At 41.7% G+C, this 24274-nt stretch carries 13 protein-coding genes; 4 read left to right on the top strand and 9 right to left on the bottom strand.

Going from position 1 to position 24274, the window contains the following annotated elements; translation table 11 throughout:
• Positions 1-19: 19 nt before the first annotated feature.
• The 9 genes from ABEG20_RS04535 to ABEG20_RS04495 form a co-directional block, all read right to left on the bottom strand.
• A complete protein-coding gene (locus tag ABEG20_RS04535) occupies positions 20-1531 on the bottom strand; it encodes a RagB/SusD family nutrient uptake outer membrane protein (RefSeq protein ID WP_406826202.1) in 1512 nt (503 codons plus the stop codon).
• Between the two features lie 3 nt (positions 1532-1534).
• On the bottom strand, positions 1535-5140 hold the full coding sequence (locus tag ABEG20_RS04530) for a SusC/RagA family TonB-linked outer membrane protein (RefSeq protein ID WP_406826201.1): 3606 nt from the start codon (positions 5138-5140) through the stop codon (positions 1535-1537).
• Between the two features lie 162 nt (positions 5141-5302).
• The gene (locus tag ABEG20_RS04525; protein WP_406826200.1) at positions 5303-6460 is read right to left on the bottom strand and encodes a FecR family protein; all 1158 of its coding nucleotides are present in this window, start codon (positions 6458-6460) and stop codon (positions 5303-5305) included.
• Between the two features lie 67 nt (positions 6461-6527).
• Positions 6528-7109 carry an RNA polymerase sigma factor gene (locus ABEG20_RS04520; protein WP_406826199.1) on the bottom strand — a complete coding sequence of 194 codons (582 nt, stop codon included), beginning with the start codon at positions 7107-7109 and terminating at the stop codon, positions 6528-6530.
• Positions 7110-7351: 242 nt separating this feature from the next.
• Complete coding sequence (locus tag ABEG20_RS04515; protein ID WP_406826198.1) at positions 7352-9166, bottom strand: beta-L-arabinofuranosidase domain-containing protein; 1815 nt, start codon at positions 9164-9166, stop codon at positions 7352-7354.
• Between the two features lie 367 nt (positions 9167-9533).
• On the bottom strand, positions 9534-11480 hold the full coding sequence (locus ABEG20_RS04510; RefSeq protein ID WP_406826197.1) for a glycoside hydrolase family 97 catalytic domain-containing protein: 1947 nt from the start codon (positions 11478-11480) through the stop codon (positions 9534-9536).
• A 32-nt stretch (positions 11481-11512) separates the two neighbouring features.
• Positions 11513-13657, bottom strand: coding sequence for a family 43 glycosylhydrolase (locus ABEG20_RS04505; RefSeq protein ID WP_406826196.1), 2145 nt, complete (start codon positions 13655-13657; stop codon positions 11513-11515).
• Positions 13647-15284 (bottom strand): glycoside hydrolase 43 family protein, encoded by a 1638-nt coding sequence (locus ABEG20_RS04500; protein WP_406826195.1) that lies wholly within the window; start codon positions 15282-15284, stop codon positions 13647-13649. The genes ABEG20_RS04505 and ABEG20_RS04500 overlap by 11 nt, the downstream gene beginning before the upstream one ends.
• 119 nt (positions 15285-15403) lie before the next feature.
• Positions 15404-17038 carry an alpha-L-fucosidase gene (locus ABEG20_RS04495; protein ID WP_406826194.1) on the bottom strand — a complete coding sequence of 545 codons (1635 nt, stop codon included), beginning with the start codon at positions 17036-17038 and terminating at the stop codon, positions 15404-15406.
• Positions 17039-17602: 564 nt separating this feature from the next.
• On the opposite strand from ABEG20_RS04495, the gene ABEG20_RS04490 reads away from it, so the two are divergent.
• The 4 genes from ABEG20_RS04490 to ABEG20_RS04475 all read left to right on the top strand — a co-directional run bounded on the left by ABEG20_RS04490 (position 17603) and on the right by ABEG20_RS04475 (position 24273).
• Positions 17603-18178, top strand: coding sequence for an RNA polymerase sigma factor (locus ABEG20_RS04490; RefSeq protein ID WP_406826193.1), 576 nt, complete (start codon positions 17603-17605; stop codon positions 18176-18178).
• 66 nt (positions 18179-18244) lie between these two features.
• The gene (locus tag ABEG20_RS04485) at positions 18245-19375 is read left to right on the top strand and encodes a FecR family protein (RefSeq protein WP_406826192.1); all 1131 of its coding nucleotides are present in this window, start codon (positions 18245-18247) and stop codon (positions 19373-19375) included.
• A gap of 158 nt (positions 19376-19533) precedes the next feature.
• A complete protein-coding gene (locus ABEG20_RS04480) occupies positions 19534-22854 on the top strand; it encodes a SusC/RagA family TonB-linked outer membrane protein (protein ID WP_406826191.1) in 3321 nt (1106 codons plus the stop codon).
• A 9-nt stretch (positions 22855-22863) separates the two neighbouring features.
• Entirely contained in the window at positions 22864-24273 is a 1410-nt protein-coding gene (locus ABEG20_RS04475) for a RagB/SusD family nutrient uptake outer membrane protein (RefSeq protein ID WP_406826190.1), read from the top strand.
• Position 24274: the final 1 nt, after the last annotated feature.

Here is a 24274-nt window from a genome sequence, read left to right as displayed (position 1 = left end):
AGTAATTTATACGAGTAATTTATCCTGGATTTTGAATAAGTCCGGTATTGGCCAAGATGGCATCATACGGAATAGGCAATGCATACAAAGGGCTATTGGCAGGTAGCGTAAATGTAGTGGTTACATTATCAGCGCCGGTGTATACGTGTGTAACACCTAAACCCCATCTTTTCAGATCGATAAAACGATGCCCGTCTTCCAGAGCAAGCTCTCTTCTGCGCTCTTCTTTACAAAACGCATAAAGTGCCTGAGCATCGGTAATGTTTACCGGTGTATACACGGTATTTCTGTTATCGTACCGGCTCTGCCTCAATGTATTCAGATCAGCTAGCGCTGCTGTTCTGTCTGCAGCGTTGCCACTTACCAGAAAACGGCGTGCATATGCCTCGGCACGGTTTAAATAAAGTTCTGCAACCCTAAACCCTTTGGTACCATAAGTGGCATTTACGGTATTTTTACCTGTGCGATAAGGAAATTTTGTACCTCCACTAGTTGTAAATGACTGGAAATAATACTGAAAACGCAAATCACCGTAGTTGGATGCCCCTGTTCCCTTATCGTATTGGTTACTCAGCTCGGCAGATACGGTAAAAGGCGGTAGTGACCTTGAATCAAAATTAACCGTATTGATATCAGAATAAGAACCCGAATACACCCATAGCACTTCAGGGCTTGATGCATTATAAATTCCATTAGCGCTTATACTATTATTCGAACCCACAAAGCTGGATAAAGCTGTTAAGATAAACCTGTTTTGCAAGGTTGCCCCTGCGTATTGGATCACTTTCTCCATATCTTCATTTCTGCCTTTGTATAAGTAAAAACGAGATAATAAGGCATTGCACAGATCAGCACTTACCCTAAAGGCAGTAGTTGGCGTAAAGCTGGAGCGCAGCAAGGATTCGGCCTGTAATAAATCTTTTTCGATCTGATCATATACTTCTTTTAGCGAATTACGTGGCAAACCACCATCTTTAACCTGGCTATTTAACACTAGAGGCACACCTAGCGCAGTTTCAGGGTTTACGCCAGGGCCATTATACATTTGGGCATAGGTAGTTACCAGCTTTAAGTAATAATAGGACCTTAAAAATAAGCATTGACCTAAAACAGCATTTTTTTCTTTCTGTGTACCTGATACATTGTTAAGGTAATCTATAATGACATTACATCCCTTTACCTTTGCGTAAAGTTTAGTATATACACTGGCCGATCCGCCTACGGTGGTGTTCTGATCAAACATGTTTGGATTAAAGGTAAACATGGGTGTAGCGGCCTGTAAAGTAGACAAATAAGTTGCAATAGGCGCACCATTTACGGGTACCAGCGGATTATTCTGTATATCGTCTGTTAATACATCAAAAGTTTCTATCGACATCCCGTTGGGGTATGCATCTCCATTCATCAGGGAAACTAAATCGGCTGTAGAACCCGGGCGCATTTCGTCCTGACTATATTCTTCCAGAAACTTTTTGCAGGAGACAGATAGTGTCATGACCAGCACCAGGCTGTATAAAAATATTTTTTTCATCTCTTAAAAGCTTAGGTTTAGGTTTAATGTGTACGTTCTGGTACGTGGTTGTCCACCTGTGGCCACTTCAGGATCTATACCTTTAAAATCGTGGCTGTTAAATGCGAATGGATTGGATACCCCACCGCCCAGGAAGATGTTTTTGCACTTTATTTTTTTTACCAACGCCTCTGGAAGTGTGTAGCTTAAGTTAATATTGTTACAGCGCAAACTTGAGGCACTGACCACCCTATCGGTACTATAGTTATAGAGCAAGTACGTATTTTTGTAGGTTTGGTCGTTGTTGGGCAAAGCTATACTCGGTAAGCTACCGTTAGGCAAGGCCGGAACTGTTGCATTTGGATTGCTTGGTGTCCATCTGTCCAATATCAACCTTGAAAGATTTTCATATTCTGTTGGCAAACCGCTGTTGGTAGCCGCATAATTATATAATGGTGCCAGAAATCTTTTTCCACCTACCTGCAGGTAAAAAGAGCTGCTTACGCTAAACATCTTATACCTAAAGCTCATCCCTAAACCCGATGTAAAATCAGGGTCTAGTTTACCCATATATTGCATAAATGAGGTTGGATTTTTTGGATCAGCACCAGGTGCCACACTTAAATCAAGCATTGGTTCACCAGTGGCTGGGTTAATGCCTGTATATTTAAATGCATAAAATGCCGAAACCGGCTGTCCTTCTATATTTAATTGCCCGGAAGCTGCTGTACGCCAGCTTACTACCTGAGCACCTGTTTTGGTTATTAAATTCCTGTTTTTTGAGGTATTCAGGTTAACCGACCAGGTAAAGTTCCGGGTACGAACCGGGACAAAACTGGCCGAAACTTCATAACCTTCGTTATTGATAGAACCGCCGTTTACAAACATATTGCTTACACCGTATTCCAACGGTACAGGCAGTGTGGTAATCAGATCTCTACCCCTTTTGGTATAATATTCTATGCTGCCACTTACTTTATTCTGGAAGAGGTTCCAATCCAATCCAAGATTTAAACTGGTGGTTTGTTCCCATCTCAAATCGCCGTACGGTAAATTACTAACGGTAAGTAAAGCTTCTCCGGTTAAAGGATCGGTAGAGTTTGCAGCAGCACCTGTTGGCAGTTTGATAATCAAATCCGGACTGATATTGGAAGCGATGTTACGCTGGTAGCCAAAGGAGCTTCGTAAAGCCAGTCCGCTTATCCAGTTCGAAGCAGCGAACCATTTTTCGTTGGCAATATTCCAGCGCAGACCACCAGCCCAAACCGGATTGAACTTCTCGTTGGTAAACTGGCCGAAACGGTTAGATCTGTCATTTCTTACGCTAAAGTTAAACACATATCTGTTGGCATAAGAATAAGATGACGTGAGGTAAACACCCATTGTATTAATCTTTCTATCAGTTATCCGTGGAATAGAGACCAGTAAGGAGTTTACTGTTTTTTGTGAAGTAACGGTGAGCGGCAGAGCGGCAAAAGACTTTCCCCTATCGCGCAGGTAACCGTAAGAGGTAGCCTGGAAGCCATCATATTGTGAACTATTGGTTTCAGCACCTATCATTACTGCAACCGTATGCTTTTGAGCAAATGTTTTGTTATACGATAAACTATTACGCCAGCCTAAAGTTCTATTTGTACTGTTTACCTCATTAAATTCGCCGCCAACAGGTAACCTAGAATTGATATAAGCCGGATCGGCCGGGCTGATTCCATATTCTGCAAACCTTAATGTTCTGGATACATATTCTGTTTTCTCCGTAGCATAAGTTAAACCATTAGTGGCAGATGCATTGTAGCTGAAAAGCGTTTGGAAACGGAAATTATCTGATATCCGATAGTTTATATCCATGCTACCATTAGTAGTTAATACATTGTTCACGTTACCTGTTTCGTCGCGTTCATTAATGATATTGAACAGGTAACCGGATGCATTGCGGTAAAAGCTGAGTTCACCATCAGCACCGTAGGCTGATATAGCTCTATTTACTTTAGTGGCATAATCATAAGGACTTACCTGGTAAAATCCGTTAGTGGTGTTTTTAGAGGCAGACAAGCGGATGCCCAAGGTGAGGTTTTTAAATACCTGAGAAGTCATGGCCAGGTTTCCTGTAATTGCCCTGGTATCGTTACCAATGGCGGTACCGTTAGTTGTATTGTAGCCAAAGGAGGAATAATACCTGGTATTTGAATTGCCGCCCGAAATACCTAAATTATGATTGTTACTTATGGGACTACGGAAAAGAATATTAAACCAATCGGTATTTGCCGTTTCGAGTGCGGCCACCTTTGCGTTAAAATCGGCTTCATTAATTGTTTTTAAATACAAATATTCATTCAAAGCACCGGCGTAACCAATATTATTGTTTACGAAAGGTGAAGTTAGGCCCCGCTCAAAGATTTCTCTGGAAACAGCAACCCGCTCTTTTGAATTCATCAGGTTCAGTTTATCGTAGTTTACCTTTTCAGTAATGCTAAAATTGGTAGAATAATTAATGGATGGCGGTCCTACCTGCCCTTTTTTAGTGGTAATTACAATTACACCATTAGCTGCCCTAACACCATAAATGGCCGTAGCAGATGCATCTTTTAATACCGTAATATCCTGAATATCATTTGGGTTTAACCAACGGATAGAATTACCAACGAATGTTCTTAGGTAATCGAAGTTATCAGCGTTGATGTTTCCTGCCGTATTAAGCTCCTGTGCTTTAAAAGGCAGGGGATCTTCCTGTATAATGCCATCAACTACCCAGATTGGCTCCTGGTTGCCGACCAGCGTAGAGGTACCGCGTACACGCACATTTTGTTTGGTCCCCACCATCCCACTGGTATTGGTGACCACCAAACCAGCCAGTTTACCTTGTAAGGCCTGCTCAAGTGTATTGATACCATTTAAGTTCAGGTCTTTGGCCTGAATGCTGGCAGTAGAACCTACCACATCACTACGCTTCAGAATCTGATACCCGGTAATCACCATCTCTTCCATTTCTTTAGCGGCCAGGGACAGCGCTACATCTATTACCGATCGATTACCGACCATAACCTGTTTGCTTTCCATGCCGACAAATGAGAAGACCAAGGTGGCTGATTCCTGACCGATTACATCGATCCTATACCTTCCCTCCCTATCTGTAGCTGTTTTTACATTTAATTCTTTTGAAAATACGGTTACGCCTGGAAGGGAGCGATTTTCGGTATCAGTTACCCTGCCCGTAACTAAACGATATTTACCCGCGGGTCGCGATACCGGCGGTCCCGTTTCCTGCGTGGTGGCCTTTGATTTAACGACAATGGTTTTATTTTTAATGGAATAACTTAGCGGCTGATCTTTAAAACACGCTGCCAGTGCGCTTTCCAGTGGTGCATTTTTTACATTTATGCTTACCGGTGTTGATTCGCTGATATGACTGGAGGTGTATACGAAATCGTAACCTGTCTGTTTTCTGATCTCTTTGAAAACATCGACAATTTTGGCATTATTTTTTGAAAGGGTAACCGTTTGCGCCTGGCTCTTACCTGACTGAAAGACAAAAATGGCGAACAAAAGTACGACTACCTTCGTTATAAAGCCCATATTTTGCCCGGAACAACAAGCACGTAGCTTATTGCCCATGGAAATGGATTTTTTCATACATTTGAATTAGATACCACATGCGGGAGCAATGGTATCCTGGTTTGTTTGGTTGTTTTGGTTTAGTTGAAAATCATTCTTCATTTATACCGCTCCAAATTTACTGCCGGGGGTGCTTCATCTCACCTCCGGTTCTTATTTAGAACGTAGCGATGTAAAATTTTATGGCATTACAATTACCCTCCTTCCTTCTATTTTAAAATGTACTCCGCCTGTTTCTTCCAGTGATGAAAGCACATCCTGCAAGGATTTATTTCTGGAAATGGCCCCGCCGAAATTTTCCTTAGTAACCGGCCCATCATAAACTACTTCTATATTATACCAGCGGGCAATATCCTGCATAATCCGTTCAATCCCCTCATTGCTAAACTGAAAATTTCCGTTCTTCCAGGCAATGGCCTCTTCAACATCCACTTTATTGATATGAATAAGTCCATTAACAGCAGTTGCCTGCTCGCCGGGAACTATTTTTTTAGCAGTATTACCATCTACCACTTTTACGCTGCCCTCCAGCAATGTTGTTTTAAGTGATGGTTCGCTACTGTAGGCCCTGACGTTAAAATGTGTACCCAATACCTCGATCGCTTTATCGTTAACCGTAACGATAAAAGGCTTTCTTTTTAGAACACCATTAACAGAAGTGTTTACTTTTGCCACTTCAAAATAAGCCTCGCCCTGTAACTTTAAATGCCGCTCAAAGCTGGATGAGAAGTTTGCAGGCAGCACAACACTACTTGAAGCATTAAGCCAAACTTTTGTACCATCTGGCAGTTCTACCTGATAAGTACCGCCATTTGGTGTTTTAATCTCCATCGCTTTGGTCACAGCACTCGTTTTATCTAAAACAATTCCACTTCCATCCATATATTCCAGATCAGCGGAATCAATTTTTAAACCGAGCTTACTGCTGCTTAACTGCAAAATTTTACCGCTTGACAGTTTTAACGTAGCTGTATTTGTTCCGGGTACAATCTCCATCTTGGCTGGATCAGCAGATCTGAGAAAGCTCAGCCAACCCGATTGGTAAGCCAGAAAGCCAAAAGCGAAGACCAGTATGGCTGCCGCACTTGTAAACCAGATGGGGAAAAATTTAGATTTTAAAGGTTTTATTTCTTCTTTAATCCCAATACCTATTTTGGAATAAATACTCTTTTCCAGCTCATCAAATCCGGTGTAGCTGGTTTCCCGAAGATCGAGTTCTTCATCGTTAAAAGAAGCATACCACTGCTCGTAGAAGGCTTTTTCTTCTGGCGTAGCAGTTCCTTGTTGCCATTTATAGGCAATTTCTGGTATGGAGTAGTTTTTGTCGCGTTGATCCAATGGTTTGTTGATTTAACATATAGTCACATCAACAAGGCCTAACCCTACATTAAATTTAAAATAAATTTTATTTTGATAGCAGATACAAGATAAAGGGTAGCCCGGTACCTAATTTACCCCTTAAAATTTTTAGTGCCCTGGTGATGTGGGCTTCGACAGTTTTTTCAGATACATGTAATTCTTCAGCTATTGCGGCGTTAGACTTATAGTCTTCCCTGCTCATTTTAAAAATTAAACGGCATTTGAGTGGAAGCTCATTAATGTGCCTATCCAATTCCTGCCTGAGTTCCCTTTCTGAAAACCATAATTCCGTAGTATCTACACCCTGCTCTGCAATTTCATCAAGTGAATTTTTTCTGCCCTCATTAAAATATCCCCTGCTTTGCTTGTTAATGACCTGGTATTTAGTGGCTGTACTTAAATAAGTATGCAGGCTATACCTGATCTGCAGATTGGCACGCCGTTTCCAGAGACTTAAAAATACTTCCTGTACCACTTCTTCGGCCTCGGCCTGATTAGCCAGGCGATGATAGGCTACCGCAAATACTTTATCCCAAAACCTGCGGTATATTTCCGTAAATGCACCTTGATCGCCATGCTGCAAATGGGAAATTAGCTGGGTATCCGAAAAAGATTCATAGCTATTCATAACCTTAGGGAAAGTTTAAGCAAATTAACTTATAAAACATCAAAAACCAACATACAGCACCATTATTTCGGTAAAAGTATAGTAATGGCAGAAGAAAACCGGATTTATGATAAAAACTTCATATCTATAGGTTTGAAACAGGATTCATTTTGTATTTTCCACAGCCTAGAATTACATATCAATGATATGCTAAATTTGCTTTAGGCCTGGTGAAACGACCAGATTAAATTTAGACATTCACATCAATAATTCCTTAAAGTTGCGTATACTCCATATGTCTGGTTACTGATCTCATAAAGTGGGCGCAAAGTAAAGGTGTTATCAGCGTTACGAAGTTTAAAAACATCACTCCCCTCAGGGATCAAATTTTTTAGGATTTCCTGCTTAGTTCCTTTTAAAATAAATTCTGTATCCGTTTCTGCTGCCAAAAGTGTTGGTCCATAAAATATAGCAAATACATTTTCATCATCAGGCATGGTTTTAAGGTAAAAACGGTAGTGAAAAACCAGCTTAATTTGGTCGCCGGCTTTCCAGTTGCGGTTTATGGATAAATAAGTACCCGCACTTGGGCTGTCAGCTTCAAGTTTTCCATTGATATAAACCGCTGTTCCTTCAGCCCAGCCCGGGATAAGAAAATTTAATTTTAAGGCCTTGGCTTTAGCAGATTTAATGGTGAATGTAACCGTAGAATCGGCAGGGAAGTTACCTTCCTGCTGAAGTATAAATTTATGCTCCTTCCAATTTAAAGTAGAAGGCACGTATAAGTTGATCCATACTGCAGCAACATCACGGTAATAAATCCCCTTATTTAGCGATGCAAAAGCTTCAATGGAAGTTCCGTTACAGCACCTGAAATCGTCATCTTTTAAAAATTTCTTTTCTCTTGGCGAACCAAGCGGCAAGTGGTACACTACCGCGCCTGTATTTCCATTTTGCAGGGCCATTACGGCATTATAAAACGTATTCATATAAGTTTCGGCGTAAGCAGGTTGCTGATCCTGGCAAAACAGGTAACTGGTTAGTTTTTGACTATTATGCGATACACATGATTCTGCAATCTCTTTAGTCATGGTATTGCTTAAATGATCTGGAACGCCCCAATGTTCTGCCGTAAGTGATGTTGGGCTGGTTACATTTGGCCGCGGACCGCTGCTGGAGCCATTGGCATAGGCATGATGGTGCATCATCATATTCCAGAAGTTTTTCGCCGCATCCAGATACACACTTTCGCCCGTAGTAACTGCACGTTGTGCAAAACCGTTTACCAGTACCAGATGGGTATTGGAGTGCAGCCCCGAAAGGATATCCTGATTTTCGGCCAGCGGACGGAAAAACCAGTCCCTATCAAATAGTTTTGCCAGTACGAGGTGTTCAGGCTTATGAGAGACGTGATACAGGTTATACATCACCTCATTCATCGGACCTACTTCATTGGCCGGATTAGCACCAACCGTGTATAAGATCTTTTCAATGCTTTGTTGATCCAGCCGTGCCATTCGATTTTGCACATAACTGGCCATTTGATTAACCATATCGTAAGCCTTTTCGTTTCCGGTGTGCGTGTAAACATCTAAAAGCCCCTGCATAATTTTATGGTAGGTATAATACGGAGCCCATACATTACCAAATGTTTTTTCGAGGGTATCAAAATCACGTTCCGGAAAAGCACTCAGGTAACCTTTACCTAAAGCCTGCTGGCATTTATATAATTCATCAACTATATAAATTAGCCTTTGGCGCAATAAAGGGTTTTTATGCTGTTCTACCAAAAGTGCAACTGCAGAAAGGTAATGGCCGGTAAAATGCCCGCGAAGACCGATGTCTGGTGCCTCCCATCCACCTAAAGGCTTTGACTGTGAAGTTAGCCCCGCATTGATTTTAAAATTATGCAAAAGGCGGTCGGGATCAAGCGTTAAAAGATAGCGGGTATTCAGTTCTTCACGGCTTTTTATCCATGAAGGGTCTAATCGAACATCATTAGCCTGAAATACAGATACGCCTGGCGCATGATAGGTCGTTTGTGCGCGGATATATTGCGACTGAAATAAACAGGCCATCGAAGAGATGATTATTCCGGAACGTATTTTTTTTACAAACCTTTTTTTTAGAGATACCATCAGCAATTAAAATTATGTTTCTTATTAAACGCGGTTCGATTCTTAAATATTCAGAAAGGTTCGCCGTCAAAGTTGTATCATCAGCATAAAATTGTTATCCCCGGGGATAATTTATTATATACGAATCAATATGAGTGATAGTAGCATTAATGGGAATAAACCTCTACGGGGATCGTCATTGTGAGGTGGCTTTTTCAGCCGCCGAAGCAATCTTTATAGCCAGGATTATTAGCTTGAAAGATTGCTTCGTCGTTCCTTCCCGCAATGACGACTTTTTTAGGGACTCTGTCAATAGTGGCTCAATATTTTATTCTACCACCGCTACAAAACCACCACGTGGCAAACAATTAATTTTAAGCACCTGTCCTTTATGCCATAAATGTGTTTGTGTGTTAAAAGATTTATCATTTTCACCATCCTGGATAATGGTGATATTTGCCTGTTTCTTATTTAAAAAATCTAAACTAAACTGCAATACTTTGGCATCTTCCTCTCCGTTTAATCCGCCGATGTACCATTTGGTGCCGCGTTTTCTCGCCATCACCACATGTTTTCCGGGGAAACCACTTAATAAACGGGTTTTATCCCAGGCGGTAGGCACGGTCTTTAAAAAGTTTTTCGGGGCTTCCGGCAGTGCATAGTAAGCTTCAGGACGGTCTGCAAAATGCTGTAAAGCCGATTCAAAGACAACCGAAAGGGCCAATTCATGACCGTAAGATGTAATATGTGGATGCTGACTGTTAGAAAAAGTAACCGGCGTATAATCCATCGGGCCAATTACGTTTCTGGTAAAAGGCAAAGTAGCGTTGTGTACTGCAGCTTTGTTGGTCATCACATCTCCGTTATTGTACCATTCAGCGCCAAAAACTGCCTCCACGCTCATCAGATTCGGATAGGTTCTAGACCAACCGCGTGGTATGGTTGCACCGTGGAAATTGACCATCAGGTGGTGGTCTGCGGCATCTTTCAAAATATCAAGATACAACTTCATCATGTCTTGCTGATCACCCGCAAAAAAATCTACTTTGATGCCATAAACCCCTATTTTATTTAACCACTCAAATTCTTTCAAGCGTTTATCGCGTGTACGCATTCTATCAATCGGTGTAGCAGTACACCAATCTGTAGTACCAGAATTGTACCAGATCATGGGTTTAATCCCTTTAGATTTGGCATAGTTAACGGCATCTTCCAGTTTTCCGCCATTGCCCATCGTATCCCATTCCCAATCGATGAGTACGTAAGGCCAGTTCATGGTTTTAGCCAGATCAGTATATTCTACTGCCTTTTGATAATCTTTAGAGCCGTGGTTGTAAGCCCAGTAAATCCAGGCAACAGCTCCCGGTTTGATCCAGTCTTTTTGTGCAATACGGCTTGGCTCGCTCACATCTGTAATTAAGGTAGATTGCACCACTGTTTCCAGAGAACCAATCATTAATGTATGCCATTGCGATTGCCAAGGCAGTTTACTCACATTGCCCTGTTGTGCAAAGCCCTTTCGACCGGCTGCATAACTTACTTTATATTGATTTAAATCGGCTTTATTACTCAATTTAGATGCTGCGTTAAACTCGCTGTTTCCGGCTTCAGAAATTAAGTACCACACCGGTGCCTGTTTCGATCTAAACAATGCCGGGTATGACCACTCCTGGCCCTTTTCACCTTTTCCACTGGTGCTGTAAGGATAGAAATCTTCATATCCAGGATCGTAAGCCTGTGCCCAACGTTCTGTTTGAGCGGGAATATTAAAGGTGGTATATTCATCTTTAATATTAACCTGTTGATCAGACCATTTAGGCAAAGCGTACCTGAATGCAATACCATCGTTGTAAACCCTGAAAACGATGTTTAATGGCTTACCATTGGCATTTGAGAAAGCAAACGTAACCTCATTGGCATCATTTATACAAAGTTTGCGTTTTCCGCTCAGCATTTCATAACGGGTATCGGTACGCTTTACTGTACCGGCACTTTTAAGTAGCAGCTTTTTAAATTGCTCCTGATCTGTAGAAAGCCCCAGCGAGTTGCCCGTTAAGACAGCAGTCCACTTACCATTTGTTTGATAGTAAATATGGAATTTTGCAGAAGCGGTCGTATCATCAGCTACCGAAGCCTGATAATGGAGAACCAGTTTAATTTTTCCATTTGGAGAAATAACCGGGTATTGTTTCTGCTGCCCATAAGTTACGGCAAAGCAAAGAAAGGTGAGTAGGTTAAAGAAAATAAAAGATTTTCTAAAAATTAAAGTGTTCATCGTTTAAATTGGTTTAGTTGTATTTTTCGGGCTTATTTTTCGACCAGTTGCCAACTGAAAACGGTCCCGTCCTTTCTATCGGGCAAGGTACCTGGCCAGTCTGCTCCGTATAATTCTCCTGTTTTGGGATCGAGCCCTACAAAACGGTTTGTTTTTAACGATAGCAGCATACATTGCCCCCTCAACATATCCTGCCATACGAACAGGCTACCCGGTGATTCTTCTCTATTGAGCCGCACATCGGCAGATAACCCCATGCTGGTAATCGTCAGATAACCTGTTCCGTTTAAAGCCTTCAAGGCCACTTTTCCCTGTCCGCGATCCAATACCCTGAACTGGTAGTTGACATCATTTTCTTGAGAAAAACTTCGGCCTGGACAAAGCATGCCGTGTGGATTAGCCCAGGCCTGACGGCGATCAGCCAGGTTGGTTAAGGTAATTACTTTCCCAAGTGGCAGATTTTTCGTGCGGTCGGCCAGAGGTTCTATCAGCGTAAAATTTTTAAATTGGGCATAGCCACCTTCTGTGCCTTTGGTATTGTAGGCAAATAGCGCATATCGGGTACCCTGAAAGGTTTTGAGTTGGTAAGGCAAACGGATGCTGTCGCCAACCTTTTCAAAGTTTTTGCCATCCAGGCTATAGCTCAGTTGTGCGATATCATCGTCGAAATTACCGAAAGCACGCAGGAAAATCCTTGGAGATGTTAAAGGTTTATCAATTTTTTTTTGCTGATACTGGTCGAACATCCTGAACAGATAACGATTGCCCTCGCGCAAGATACCGATCCAGGCGTAAGGGATATTCATCAAACCCAAACCTGCAATATCACCATCTTTCAGTTGTTGACTGTTTAATTCCACCGTAGCCTCAGATTCAGGCCCAACACCGCGTTGGGTGAGGGTATTTCTTGCCCAAAGGAAATCTTTTGCAGGTAAGGTATGCAGGCGTAGGCTTCCTCCCTTCAATTGCCATTTGCCATCAACAGGATTGTGGTTCCATTGCCATGCCGGAGCTAACTGTGTCGCATTAAAGTTGTCATTGCGTTGGTAGGGTGCCTGACGATCGGGTTGGGCCACATTGGGTTTAAACCAGGTTCTTGGCGACCTACCGAGGTTACCTTCAATACCGAAGAAAGGCCAGCCTTCTTTCCAGGTAACGGGTGATAAAAAGGTTGTTCTGCCTACTGCCCTGAAATCCATCATCGAAAAGCCCCACCATTCTCCGTTAGGCAGGTCTACAATACCACCCTGGTGCATGGGAACTGAGCCTAACAACTGATCGCTTTGCCTGATCATCGATAATCTGGCATCCGCAGCAGGTAAGGCAGAATCCTGCCACATATCTTGAGTAAACCAACCCAGGGTTGTACCCATCGTTTCTTTGGCACTTACTACTGTTGTTTCGTAAGGTCCTTTAATATTAGTGGCCCGGGCACACTGCAGCCGACCGTTATCGGCATTGGTAATGTAATATTTCCCGTTGATTTTGTAAAGGTGATTCCCTTCGCCCATGGCATTTCCCCTGGGTATGATCACGCGGTCGCTACCTTCAACAAAACCGCTGAGGTCAGCTTTTAATTCAATCAGTTTGATTTCTCCGACACCATAAACAATATAGATTTTTCCATTCTCAAACAATACCGACAAATCATAAATATGGGCTTTCAGCTGATGCTGTTTCCACGGCCCGGCGGGATTAGAGGCTGTAAAAATCTGCAGACCATGTTTGTTAATATTGGAAAAGATATAGAAAACACCATCATGGTACCGGATACAGGGCGCCCATATGCCTTGTCCATAGGCTTCTTTACCATCTTGAAGATTAAATTCCGCTCCCTGTTGAAAACGGTCCATTGCATAACTGATCACCTTCCAGTTGACCAGATCTTTAGAGTGCAGCACCGGTAATCCGGGTACACTGTGCATGGTGGTACCCGTGAGGTAAAAATCATCCCCTACGCGAATGAGATCGGGATCGGAGAATTCATCATAAAAAAGCGGATTAGTGTAGGTCCCATTTCCATTATCTGCCGTCCATGATTGTGCATTCAGCGTTAGCGACCAAAACAAACCGAAGAATGTTGAGATATAAATTCGTAACAAATGTTGCGTTCCGAAACCAATAAGCCAATGTAACACAGCCTTTGGATTTAAATACATTGGTTTGCTATTGGCCATAATCATAATGAAGATAATCTATATCAATATATCCTTTTCTAGCTGAGGGATTGTAATTATAAATGGCTATCCGGTCGCCGCGGTAAGATCCCCACTGTAGTTGATAAGGCTCACCAAAAGTTTTGAATACTTTACCATCCGAACTGTAACTAAATGTACTTTTACCATCCAGGCCCCAAACCGATCGCAACCAAATATCATTACCTTTAATTTCAGGGCCAGGCATAGCTTGATTTTTAGTTCCGAATACCAGCTTTTTTACCTGACCAGCACACTCGAAACCGAGCGTTGCATATCGAGGGGCACCAAAATGCGACAAACCGGCTTTTTGGCCATCAGCCATTCCACGCAAATCAAACTTTACGGTGACGGTATTTTTAGATGTGCGGTAAACCCTTTGGGTTAAGGTATTGCCAGCAAAAAGAATATGATCTTTTAACGGTTTAAAGGCATGCAGGCGCAACCAGCCTTTTCTTTCGGATAAAGACCATTGATCTTTTTTGGACTGATAGTTCCATTCCCATTGCGGCTGAATGGTTTTGGCATCAAAATCATCACTACTTTGCGGATGTGTTTTGCGGGTTGATTTTACCGGCATAGGCGCCGACCATACCATTTCTCCGATACCATTAGCATTAGGCTTTCCGATTACCGGCCATCCTTCCATCCAGGTTACAGGAAGCAGACTTAGAATCCTTCCGGACCAATCGCCCGAACCATGATGGGTTAAGAAGTACCAGCCTCCGGTTTGGGTTTGTACCAATCCGCCCTGATTGGGTTCGTTAAACTCAGGTTGCCCTTCGCTCAGCTGCCGAGGCGCTTCATAAGGTCCCCAGATGTTTTTAGACCGTTCCATCATTAAAACGCGAACGTTATTGCGTACCTCACTAAAAAGGTGATAATAATAGCCGTTGATTTTGTACAGCTTATTGGCTTCACTCCCATTAGATTGGTAAATTACTTTATCTGAATCTTTGATCAGCGATTTGCCATCGGCCGTCATTTTAAAAAGATGAATTTTATAGCCATCAGCAAAGTGGGTTCCGATCAGATAACCCTGGCCATCTTCATCCCAGAAAGGGCAGCAATCATCCCAACCTTTTTCGGCCCATACCCGGTGTAAAGGTTCCCATGGGCCCTCTGGTTTAGCTGCAGAACTCATAAAATAACCTTCATCCGGATCGCCAAAATAAATCCAGAAACGTTTGTTGTGATAACGGATGGCACCTGCCCAGATTCCTTTCCCATAACGGTTCATCTGGGTATAATTCATCGCAGGCGAAATTGTACTGATATCTTTAACAGCATGCCCCAGTATCTGCCAGTTTACCAGATCTTTCGATTTCAGGATAACAAACCCCGGTGAATATTGAAAGGTGGAGGATACCGCATAATAGTAGCCGCCAACACGGATGCAATCTACATCGCTGTAATCGCCAGGTAAAATTGGATTGCGGTAGGTGCCATTGCCCTGATCTCCCCAATGTGTCCAGTTGCCCCAGGCGGGTACAGCAACCCGAGATTGTGCAAAAGTAAAAGTATATAAACATAGCGTAACAAAAAGCAGCGTAATCACATGCTTTGGGATCACTCCATTAGCAACCATATAACGACTTGAATTAGTCATTCCTGCACCAAAACGGTATATGAATGATGTGTTTTAACAATTTAATGAGTAAGAATGTGGTCAGGCTCCCTTCATTTCAGCATGAGAGCTGCCAATTCACTTCGAGAGCCTAATATTATTTATACAATAGCTCCATGAATTTTAAATACATAGGCAATAGCGCCTGGTGCCTGTTCAGGAAGCTTAATTTTTAATCCCTCAGCGGTTTGTTCAAATTCAATTGATCCGGGATAACCCAATAAACTTACCTTTTGTATTTTATTGACTTTATTTGATGCGAGGCTCTCTATGAGTGCTGTTCTATCAGAAGGCCAGTCAAGCATGGCTGCAAACAAATCTTTCCCTTTGGTGGTGAAGCGGAAATCCTTTGCCCCAAATTTTGCACTACCTTCGTTAAAGCCCTGTACACTTAGTGGCTTTGCGTTTGCAATTGCCGGTCCTTCTCCGAAGATTTTCCATGGTCGCGTACTATAAATACATTCGCTATTTCGTTGCATCCAATCGGTTATTCCTTCCACTATGGCGCGTTCTTTTTCATCAATGGTTCCATTTCCCCTTACTGGAATATTCAGCATCAGGTTACCATTTTTACTGACCACATCCAACAACATATGAATAACGGTTTTGGGATCTTTATACCAGTTGTTATCATAAACCGGACGGTCATAATGCCAGGAGCCAATACAAGTATCTGTCTGGAAAGGCTCTTTAGCAATTTCATTGGTTTGCCCACGCTCGATATCCCACACCATACACTTACGCTGTTGCTCATTAAGCACTTTCCCGAATAATACCGCTTCCAGTTTACCATATTTTTTGATACTGGCATTATACATGTGTGCGGCAATCCTTAGTCCGGCATCGCTAACCGGATATAGCGGTAAAATCGTATCATCAAAGTAGATGACGTCCGGTCCATACTTGTCTAACAGTTCAATAGTGCGTTTGTAGAATTTTTCACAATAGGCTTTAGAAGGTAATGAAACACCATTTACCCAAGCCCATTGACTGTGGATCATCCCGTTATCTTCACTATTTTTACTAAGCGGATGATTTTGCGCATATAGCTCCTGAGGGTCTTCTCCTTCCCACCACGTTCCTTTACCATCAGCTTTTGTTAATTTTCCATCGTAAGGAATACCGGCCATTGAGCCATGTTTATCAGCGCGCTGGGCGGTCTCCATCCAGCTCCAGGCGTGCGCCGCATGCACACTTACCCCGAAGCGCAGGTCATGATTTTTTGCGGCCTTCGCCCAGCCACCTATGATATCCTTTTTAGGGCCCATGCGAACAGAATTCCATTTCTGGTGTGTACTATCATACAGATCCAGGTTATCGTGGTGGTTGGCCATGGCCATAAAATATTTGGCGCCAGCCTTTTTGTAAAGCCCCACCAATTCTTCGGGATCCCATTGATCAGCCTTCCACTCATTAATCACGTCTTTAAAACCGAATTTAGAGGGATGACCATATTTTTCTAAATGATATTTATATTTATGCCCACCTTCCATATACATTTCACGGGCATACCAATCGCCAAATTCCGGCTGGCATTGAGGCCCCCAATGTGCCCACATGCCAAATTTGGCATCGCGAAACCATTCAGGTGTTTTATATTGTGCAAGTGAATCCCAGGTAGGTTTAAACGGGCCAGCTGCATAAGGTGCGTTAAGCAGTTGCCCTGCATAACTTTTAGACAAGTATAGCGATGATAAGCTCAAAGCCATGCCTTTAATTAAGGTTCTTCTTTTCATATTGTGTTGTGTTGTGTTGGCTTTTTTGAATAGCCCTATTCAGCAACCATAAGGTTCTGCTAATTGGCTCGATATATCTGGTTAAAAAATAAGGTATCATAAGATACCTGTATACCAACCAAAATTAGTTGACTTTAAACTAAAAAAATTAAATAAATAAGACTTTTTTTTGTACAAATCCGACATTTTAAACTTTTCACATTACTTCGGATGTAATCAGATCCAGAAAATCAGATTACATTTCATCATGAAAAGCATTTAAAATACAGCCTCGTATTCTATAGCCTACTTATCAATTCTTTATCTTATACTTTTGATAATCTTTAACTTGCGAATAAATGCACCTAACAAATGTAAAAGCACATGATCAATATACGCTATGTTTCGAAAACCTGATACTATAAATGGTATAGTAGCGCCAAATCCGTAAAATTAAAATGTATTTATACAGTTAAATCTGTATAATTGCTCAATAAATTTAAAGGTATAGCCTTGTCAGCCACATTTGAAACAGATAAATATTTGGATTGCTCTTTTAATTGAGCCATTGAATGCTAACCAAAAATGTCAACACCTCTATTCGCCAGTGACCATGATCTGCTAACGGCTTTAAAAGCTGGAAGAAGCAATGCGTATAAAGAAATTTATGATCGTTACTGGCAGGTACTATACCGCTTCTCGCGGAAAATGTTACAAGATGAAAATGTAGCGAAAGATGTGGTACAGGAGGTTTTCACCATTTTATGGGCCAAAAGAGAAAGTCAGAATACGGCTGTACCACTTGCAGCCTATCTATACACGCTCACCCGAAACCGGATTCTTGATCTTGTTAAACGCACAAAGGTAGAAAATAGATACCTGGAATCGTTAACCAGCTTTATACAGCTTAACCATGCTACACCTGATCGTTTATATATTGAAAAAGAACTATATGACCAGATTGAGCGCGAAATTCAGCACTTGCCGGAAAAAATGCGGCGGGTATTTGAAATGAGTCGCAAAGAATATAAATCCAACCAGGAGATTGCAGATGAACTGCAGATTTCAAATAAAACAGTTAAAAATCAGCTGAGCACTGCTTTAAAAACCCTCAGAAACAAGCTGGGCGATACTTTGAACACCTACCTTATCTTTTTTTAATTTTTTTTCATTCCGCCTGGGACTTTCGTCCTACTTAGTCGTTAAGCCAGTATCTACTGACCAAAAATGACTGAAGACCAAACTAAATATACTCAGGAGCTGCTTAACCGTTATAATGCGGGTAACTGTACAGCAGAAGAGGAAATCCTGATAGAAACCTGGTTTAATGCCTATGCTAATACCATCGATAATGTTGAGCAACAGGAAGATATGGAACTTATCGGACAGGAAATCTGGGCGAAACTTCCGGCAACCCATGTTTCAATAAAGCGGAAGCTATGGCCAAGATTTGCGGCAGCTGCGGCAGTAATTCTGGTGTTAATAGGTTTTTTTAAGCTTTATGAACGCAACTCAAATCAGGAGCTGCAATTGGTGCAAAACAAAAAAGAACAAATTGCGCCAGGTACTTTTGGCGCTACTTTAACGCTGGCCAATGGAAAGCAAATCCGGTTAAGCCAATTAAAAAACGGTGTTTTTGCCGAAGAAGCCGGTGTAAAAATTACGAAGACAGCCAAAGGAGAGCTGGTTTACCAGGTTAAAGATGAAACTTCAAATGCGTTACAAACAAATACCCTGACTACGGCAAAGGGAGAAACCTTTAAGGTTGAACTTCCTGATGGATCTTCTGTATGGCTAAATGCAGCTTCCAGCCTTACTTATACCACCAACCTGGCTAGTGCAGCAATCAGAAAGGTTAAACTCAGCGGAGAAGCTTATTTTAAAGTGGCTCATGATCAGGAACATCCCTTCATCGTCACTACCCTGGGGCATGATATTAAGGTATTGGGAACTGAATTCAATGTGAGTTCTTATGAAAATGACGATGCGGAAATAACCACCTTGGTACAAGGAAAAATTAGCATGAATACTTACAGAGATAAGGTGATCCTGACACCAGGCGAAAAAGGAACCGTGCGCAATGGAAGCATTGAAAAGGCCACTGCCAATATTGAGGCCGCAACCGGTTGGAAAAATAACGAATTCGTATTTGCCAGTCAGGATATCAGGTCCATTATGAAACTTATCGCGCGATGGTATGATGTAAACATTATTTACGAAGGTGAAATACCTTCAGAGAAAATCAGTGGCAGCATATCAAGATTTGCAGACATCCATAGTGTACTCAACATCCTTCAGGCTACCGGAACCGTTAAAATCAAAACCGCAGGTAGCCGCGTAGTGGTATCGGCTTTGTAATAAAATTAATTTAACTCATGAGAATAAAGAATATAAATATACAACATATGATAAAAAGCTAACCAAAAGACCAAGAATCCTATTTTTTGTAAACTGTAAAAATTTATAGGATCAAACTACGAATCAACCCATTCAACTAACAAACCAAAACTAACTTAATGAAGACCAATAAAATGGCCGTGCATCGTGTTGCATGTCCCAGAATTATGCGGGTATCTACCTTATTCCATTTCCTGCTCATCCTGTCTTTTTTGCAGGTTAGCGCTTACACCTTTGCACAACGGATTACACTAAGCGTTTCAAACCAACCGCTTTCGGAAGTTTTCCGGATGATTAAAAGCCAGACTGGCTACAACTTTGTTTATTCTGATAAAATCATCTCAGATGCTAAACAGATCAGTGTAAATCTGAAAGACCAATCCATTGACGTCACACTGAAATCTATTTTAGGTCCACAAGGCATTACCTATACCATTCAGGATAAAACCGTTATACTCACCAGTAAAGTACAGCAGAACGATGAAATCGACGGCGTAGTTAGAGACCGTAAAACAGGCAATCCATTACCAGGTGTAGTTGTTTCTATAAAGGGTACTAAATTCCAGACCCAGACAGATAACAATGGCCGTTTCAAACTCAACATGCCCGCAAATGCGAAAGCTCTGGAGTTTCGGTATATAGGTTATAAAATAGCCGAAGTTGAAATCAGGAATGAACGACATTTTATCACTTTTTTGGAAGAACAGGCCGTAAGCTTAGATGAAACTGTGGTTAACGGTATATTTACGCAACGCAAAGAGAATTTTACCGGTGCAGCAAATACCCTAACGGGTGCAGAACTTAAAAGGGTAAGTGCCAACAGCGTATTTGCGGCTATTGGGGCCCTTGATCCATCGTTCAGAATAGTACCTAACAATGTTACCGGTGGTAACATTAACCAGTTGCCCAATATTCAACTCCGTGGTGAAAATTCTTTTCCTAACCTTTCCGGGCAATTGTCATCTATTCCTACACTTCCACTCTTGATTTTAGATGGTTTTGAAGTAAACCTGCAACGGATTACAGACCTTGACATAAATTTGATCAGGAGTGTGACACTACTTAAAGACGCCTCTGCTACAGCACTTTATGGATCAAGAGGTGCTAATGGCGTTATTGTAATCACAACCATTACCCCTGCTGCCGGTAAACTGCAGGTGAATGTGACCCACGATTTTCGACTCACAACACCAGATCTTTCGGTATATCATCTGCTTAATTCCGAGCAAAAGCTTGATTTTGAAAAACGGGTAGGCCTATATACCTCCTCATCAAACCTTTTGCAAACCAGTTTAGATATGCTTTACAACGAACGTTATAAAGCCTATACCAAAGGTGTAAATACAGATTGGTTGTCTATCCCCACCCAAAATGGATATAGTAACCGGACTTCTGTTTATGCTCAGGGCGGTGATACCGTTATCCGCTATGCGCTCCAGGTATCAGGTGATTTTCAATCGGGTGTAATGAAAGGTCAGGACCGTACAAACTATTCAGGTCAATTTGATTTAAACTATTTTAAAAAGAAATTTGAGTTCAGGAATTCCCTCCGTGTTTTCCAAAATAAATCTAATGAATCCCCATATGGCAATTTTGCTGATTATGTAGGGATGAACCCTTATTGGGCACCTTATGACAACAATGGTAACGCAAAGAAAATGCTAGAAGACCTGAATTTTGTTGGATTCAACTATCAAACAGCAAGTCCGCTTTACGATGCTACCCTGCATTCTATTAACAGTGCCAATTATTTTGGAATTTCCAATAATTTTAGCGCCCGTTATAAGCCAACACAGTCGATATATATTGAGAGCAGTTTAAGCATCAACAAACAAAGCGGTGGAAGCGATTTATTTTACTCTGCACAGAGTCCAAGGTTTAATAATGTGGCTGATCTGAACCTGAAAGGAAGTTATGATCTTGGTACCAATAACAGTATGGGCTATGAAAGTTTAACTACTGCAAACTGGAATGCCATATTTGGTAAACACCAGCTTTTCTCCAACGTAGGTTTAAATTTATCTCGCAACACGTCATCTTATAACACCTTTTCTGCAACTGGCTTATTGACAGATCAGTTAGATGACATACTTTATGCCACACAGTATAGTGGCCGGCCGGTGGGTGATGAAAATACGATCAGCCGTGTAGGTTTGCTCTACAGCGGAAATTATATCTATGACGATCGCTTTCTGGCGAGTGTTTCCTACAGAAGGGATGGTTCTTCCCAATACGGTAATGAAAAACGTTTTGGTACATTTTGGTCTGTAGGTGCAGGCTGGAATATCCATAATGAATCTTTCTTTCAAAAAAGCGACCTCGTTAACCGATTGAAAATTAGAGGAAGTTACGGTTCTACCGGTTCGCTCAATGTCCCGTCTTATGCCTCTCAATTCAGGTATAATGTAAATGCAGGAACTGCTTACTATGGTAACGTGGGCGCTACGCTTGCTGGCATGGGGAACGAATTTCTAAGCTGGCAGGATGTGCTGAAAGCCAACATCGGGCTTGATGCTGATTTGTTTCAAAACCGTTTAAACCTGAGGTTTGAATTTTACAGGGAGAATACAAAAAATGCGGTCACACAAATTACCCTTGCCCCTTCAGCCGGATTTAATTCTTATACCGAAAACTATGGAGAATTACTCAATAAAGGTTTAGAATTTTACGCCAGATATACTATTCTGCAAAATCCATTTACACGTACGTTATGGACAGTTAACGTAAACGGATTTACCAATAGAAACTCGCTTAGAAAAATTTCAAACGCGTTACAGTCATCAAACAATTTATTGAATAATGGAAATCCAAATCAGGTGAAACCAAATCTTCAACTGGTAGAAGGACAGTCGATTAATACCATTTTTGCTGTACGTTCATTGGGCATAGATGCAACTACTGGTTCAGAGGTATTTCTAACGAAATCGGGAGAAACCACCCTGGATTGGAATGTAGCAGATAAAGTACCTGTAGGAATCAGTCAGCCACTCTGGAACGGCAACTTTGGCACAGGCTTTTCGCACATGGGTTTTGAGCTGAATCTGATCTTCAACTACCAATTCGGAGGACAAATGTACAACCAAACTTTAGTAGAACGTGTAGAATCAGTTAATCCAAAATTTAATGTAGACCAGAGAGCTTATGACCTGGGTTGGGCAAAACCGGGCGATGTCAGTCAATTCAGAAGGATTACGGCCAATCCAACTCAAACCAAGCTTACGTCGAGATTTGTACAAGATGACAACAACCTGATTTTGAGCGCTGCATCATTAGGTTATACTTTTTACAAAAAACAGTTTTTGGAAAAAATTGGCTTGCGCAGTTTGCAGGTCACGGCCATTACCAACGACCTTTTTAGGGTAAGTTCTATACAGGTAGAACGTGGTACCAGCAACCCATTTGCCAGAACATATTCCTTAACATTAAGAGCAGGTTTTTAATTAAGCGACATGAACTATAAAAAATTCTTAGCCATATTGGTTTGTTTAACCGCTATGCTAACGTCATGCAAAAAATATCTTGACGTAAATCCAAAATCATCCATTTCTGAAAACCAGCTATTTAATTCCGAATTAGGCTTTCAACAGGCTTTAGAAGGTGTATATTCACTATTTGCTTCTCAAAACCTGTTTGGCGACAACCTGACTATGGGTTTTACATCAGCCCTGGCACAGAATTACAATATCCCGGTTAACTCCAGATTTTACGATACTGCTAAATTCAACTTCAACTCACAGGAAGTGACTGAATTTGGCAATTCGATCTGGAGCAATGGATATAATGCAATTGCCGGTGCCAACAAGGTGATCCAAAATACGGAAAAGCGACGGGATGTATTAAGTACTTCCGCTTACAGCCGGATTCGTGGTGAGGCAGTGGCCCTGCGTGCTTATATGCACTTCGAACTCCTTCGGCTATTTGGACCCGAATATGTAAGTGGGCTTACAAAAAAAGCCATTCCTTATAAAAAAGAGGTGAACCAATATACCGTGATGCCTTCAACCACACAAAATACGGTGTTAGCTATACTTGCCGACCTGAATGAGGCCGAACAGCTTTTGGCAACATCTGACCCGATCTTGAGCGGCCAGGCCAACCGCAGCATCAAGATGAATTATTATGCGGTTAAAGCCTTGCAGGCTAGGGTCTATCTTTTTTCTGGTGATAAAAGCAAAGCCTTTGCAGCGGCGAAGTTTGTGGTTGATGCCAATAAATTCCCCTTTGTAACCTTTAGTAATGCCACTGCTGCTGCCGAAGCCAGAGACCGGATCTACATTACCGAACAAATTTTTGGGCTGAGGGTAGCTAATCTCAGAGGCTGGGCAGATCCTGGCTATTTTCGCGGTGCTTCCAATATGCGCCGTTCATCTAGTGATTACCAAACACTTTATGAAACAAGGTCTGGTGGCAGTACAGATATCCGCTATTTAGCTAGAATTGAAGTAGATAACAGTAATAGTGTAGGTTTTGTATTTCCTTCTAAATTCTGGCAAACTTATCCTGGCACGGCCCCTTCTGAGGATCGTCTGGATCAATTAGTGCCTATGATCAGGCTGGCAGAAATGTATTTCATTCTGGCCGAATGTGCTTCTTCTACGGCAGATGGCATCAATTACTTGAACATGGTACGTGAAAACAGGAACATCACACCATTGCCCATCAATCTTAGCCAGACCAATTTAAACAATGAGATTACCAAAGAATACCAAAAGGAATTTCATGCAGAAGGGCAACTATTCTATTATTATAAACGAAAAAGTATCACACGGATGCAGTTCATGACCTCAGATATTCCGCTATCTAATTATGTATTGCCTATTCCTGATCAAGAATTAGAGTTTAATCCAAATTACAACTAAA

It is taken from the genome of Pedobacter sp. KACC 23697 (assembly GCF_045348445.1).
In the GTDB taxonomy this organism is placed as follows: Bacteria; Bacteroidota; Bacteroidia; order Sphingobacteriales; family Sphingobacteriaceae; genus Pedobacter.
This window is presented reverse-complemented; position numbering and strand designations above follow the sequence as displayed.

Bases quoted from the DNA above. Each gene is read 5' to 3' on its own strand.
- ABEG20_RS04535 (WP_406826202.1), bottom strand. From the start codon at position 1,531: ATGAAAAAAATATTTTTATACAGCCTGGTGCTGGTCATGACACTATCT.
- ABEG20_RS04530 (WP_406826201.1), bottom strand. From the start codon at position 5,140: ATGAAAAAATCCATTTCCATGGGCAATAAGCTACGTGCTTGTTGTTCC.
- ABEG20_RS04520 (WP_406826199.1), bottom strand. From the start codon at position 7,109: ATGAATAGCTATGAATCTTTTTCGGATACCCAGCTAATTTCCCATTTG.
- ABEG20_RS04515 (WP_406826198.1), bottom strand. From the start codon at position 9,166: ATGGCCTGTTTATTTCAGTCGCAATATATCCGCGCACAAACGACCTAT.
- ABEG20_RS04510 (WP_406826197.1), bottom strand. From the start codon at position 11,480: ATGAACACTTTAATTTTTAGAAAATCTTTTATTTTCTTTAACCTACTC.
- ABEG20_RS04505 (WP_406826196.1), bottom strand. From the start codon at position 13,657: ATGGCCAATAGCAAACCAATGTATTTAAATCCAAAGGCTGTGTTACAT.
- ABEG20_RS04500 (WP_406826195.1), bottom strand. From the start codon at position 15,284: ATGACTAATTCAAGTCGTTATATGGTTGCTAATGGAGTGATCCCAAAG.
- ABEG20_RS04495 (WP_406826194.1), bottom strand. From the start codon at position 17,038: ATGAAAAGAAGAACCTTAATTAAAGGCATGGCTTTGAGCTTATCATCG.
- ABEG20_RS04490 (WP_406826193.1), top strand. From the start codon at position 17,603: ATGTCAACACCTCTATTCGCCAGTGACCATGATCTGCTAACGGCTTTA.
- ABEG20_RS04485 (WP_406826192.1), top strand. From the start codon at position 18,245: ATGACTGAAGACCAAACTAAATATACTCAGGAGCTGCTTAACCGTTAT.
- ABEG20_RS04480 (WP_406826191.1), top strand. From the start codon at position 19,534: ATGAAGACCAATAAAATGGCCGTGCATCGTGTTGCATGTCCCAGAATT.
- ABEG20_RS04475 (WP_406826190.1), top strand. From the start codon at position 22,864: ATGAACTATAAAAAATTCTTAGCCATATTGGTTTGTTTAACCGCTATG.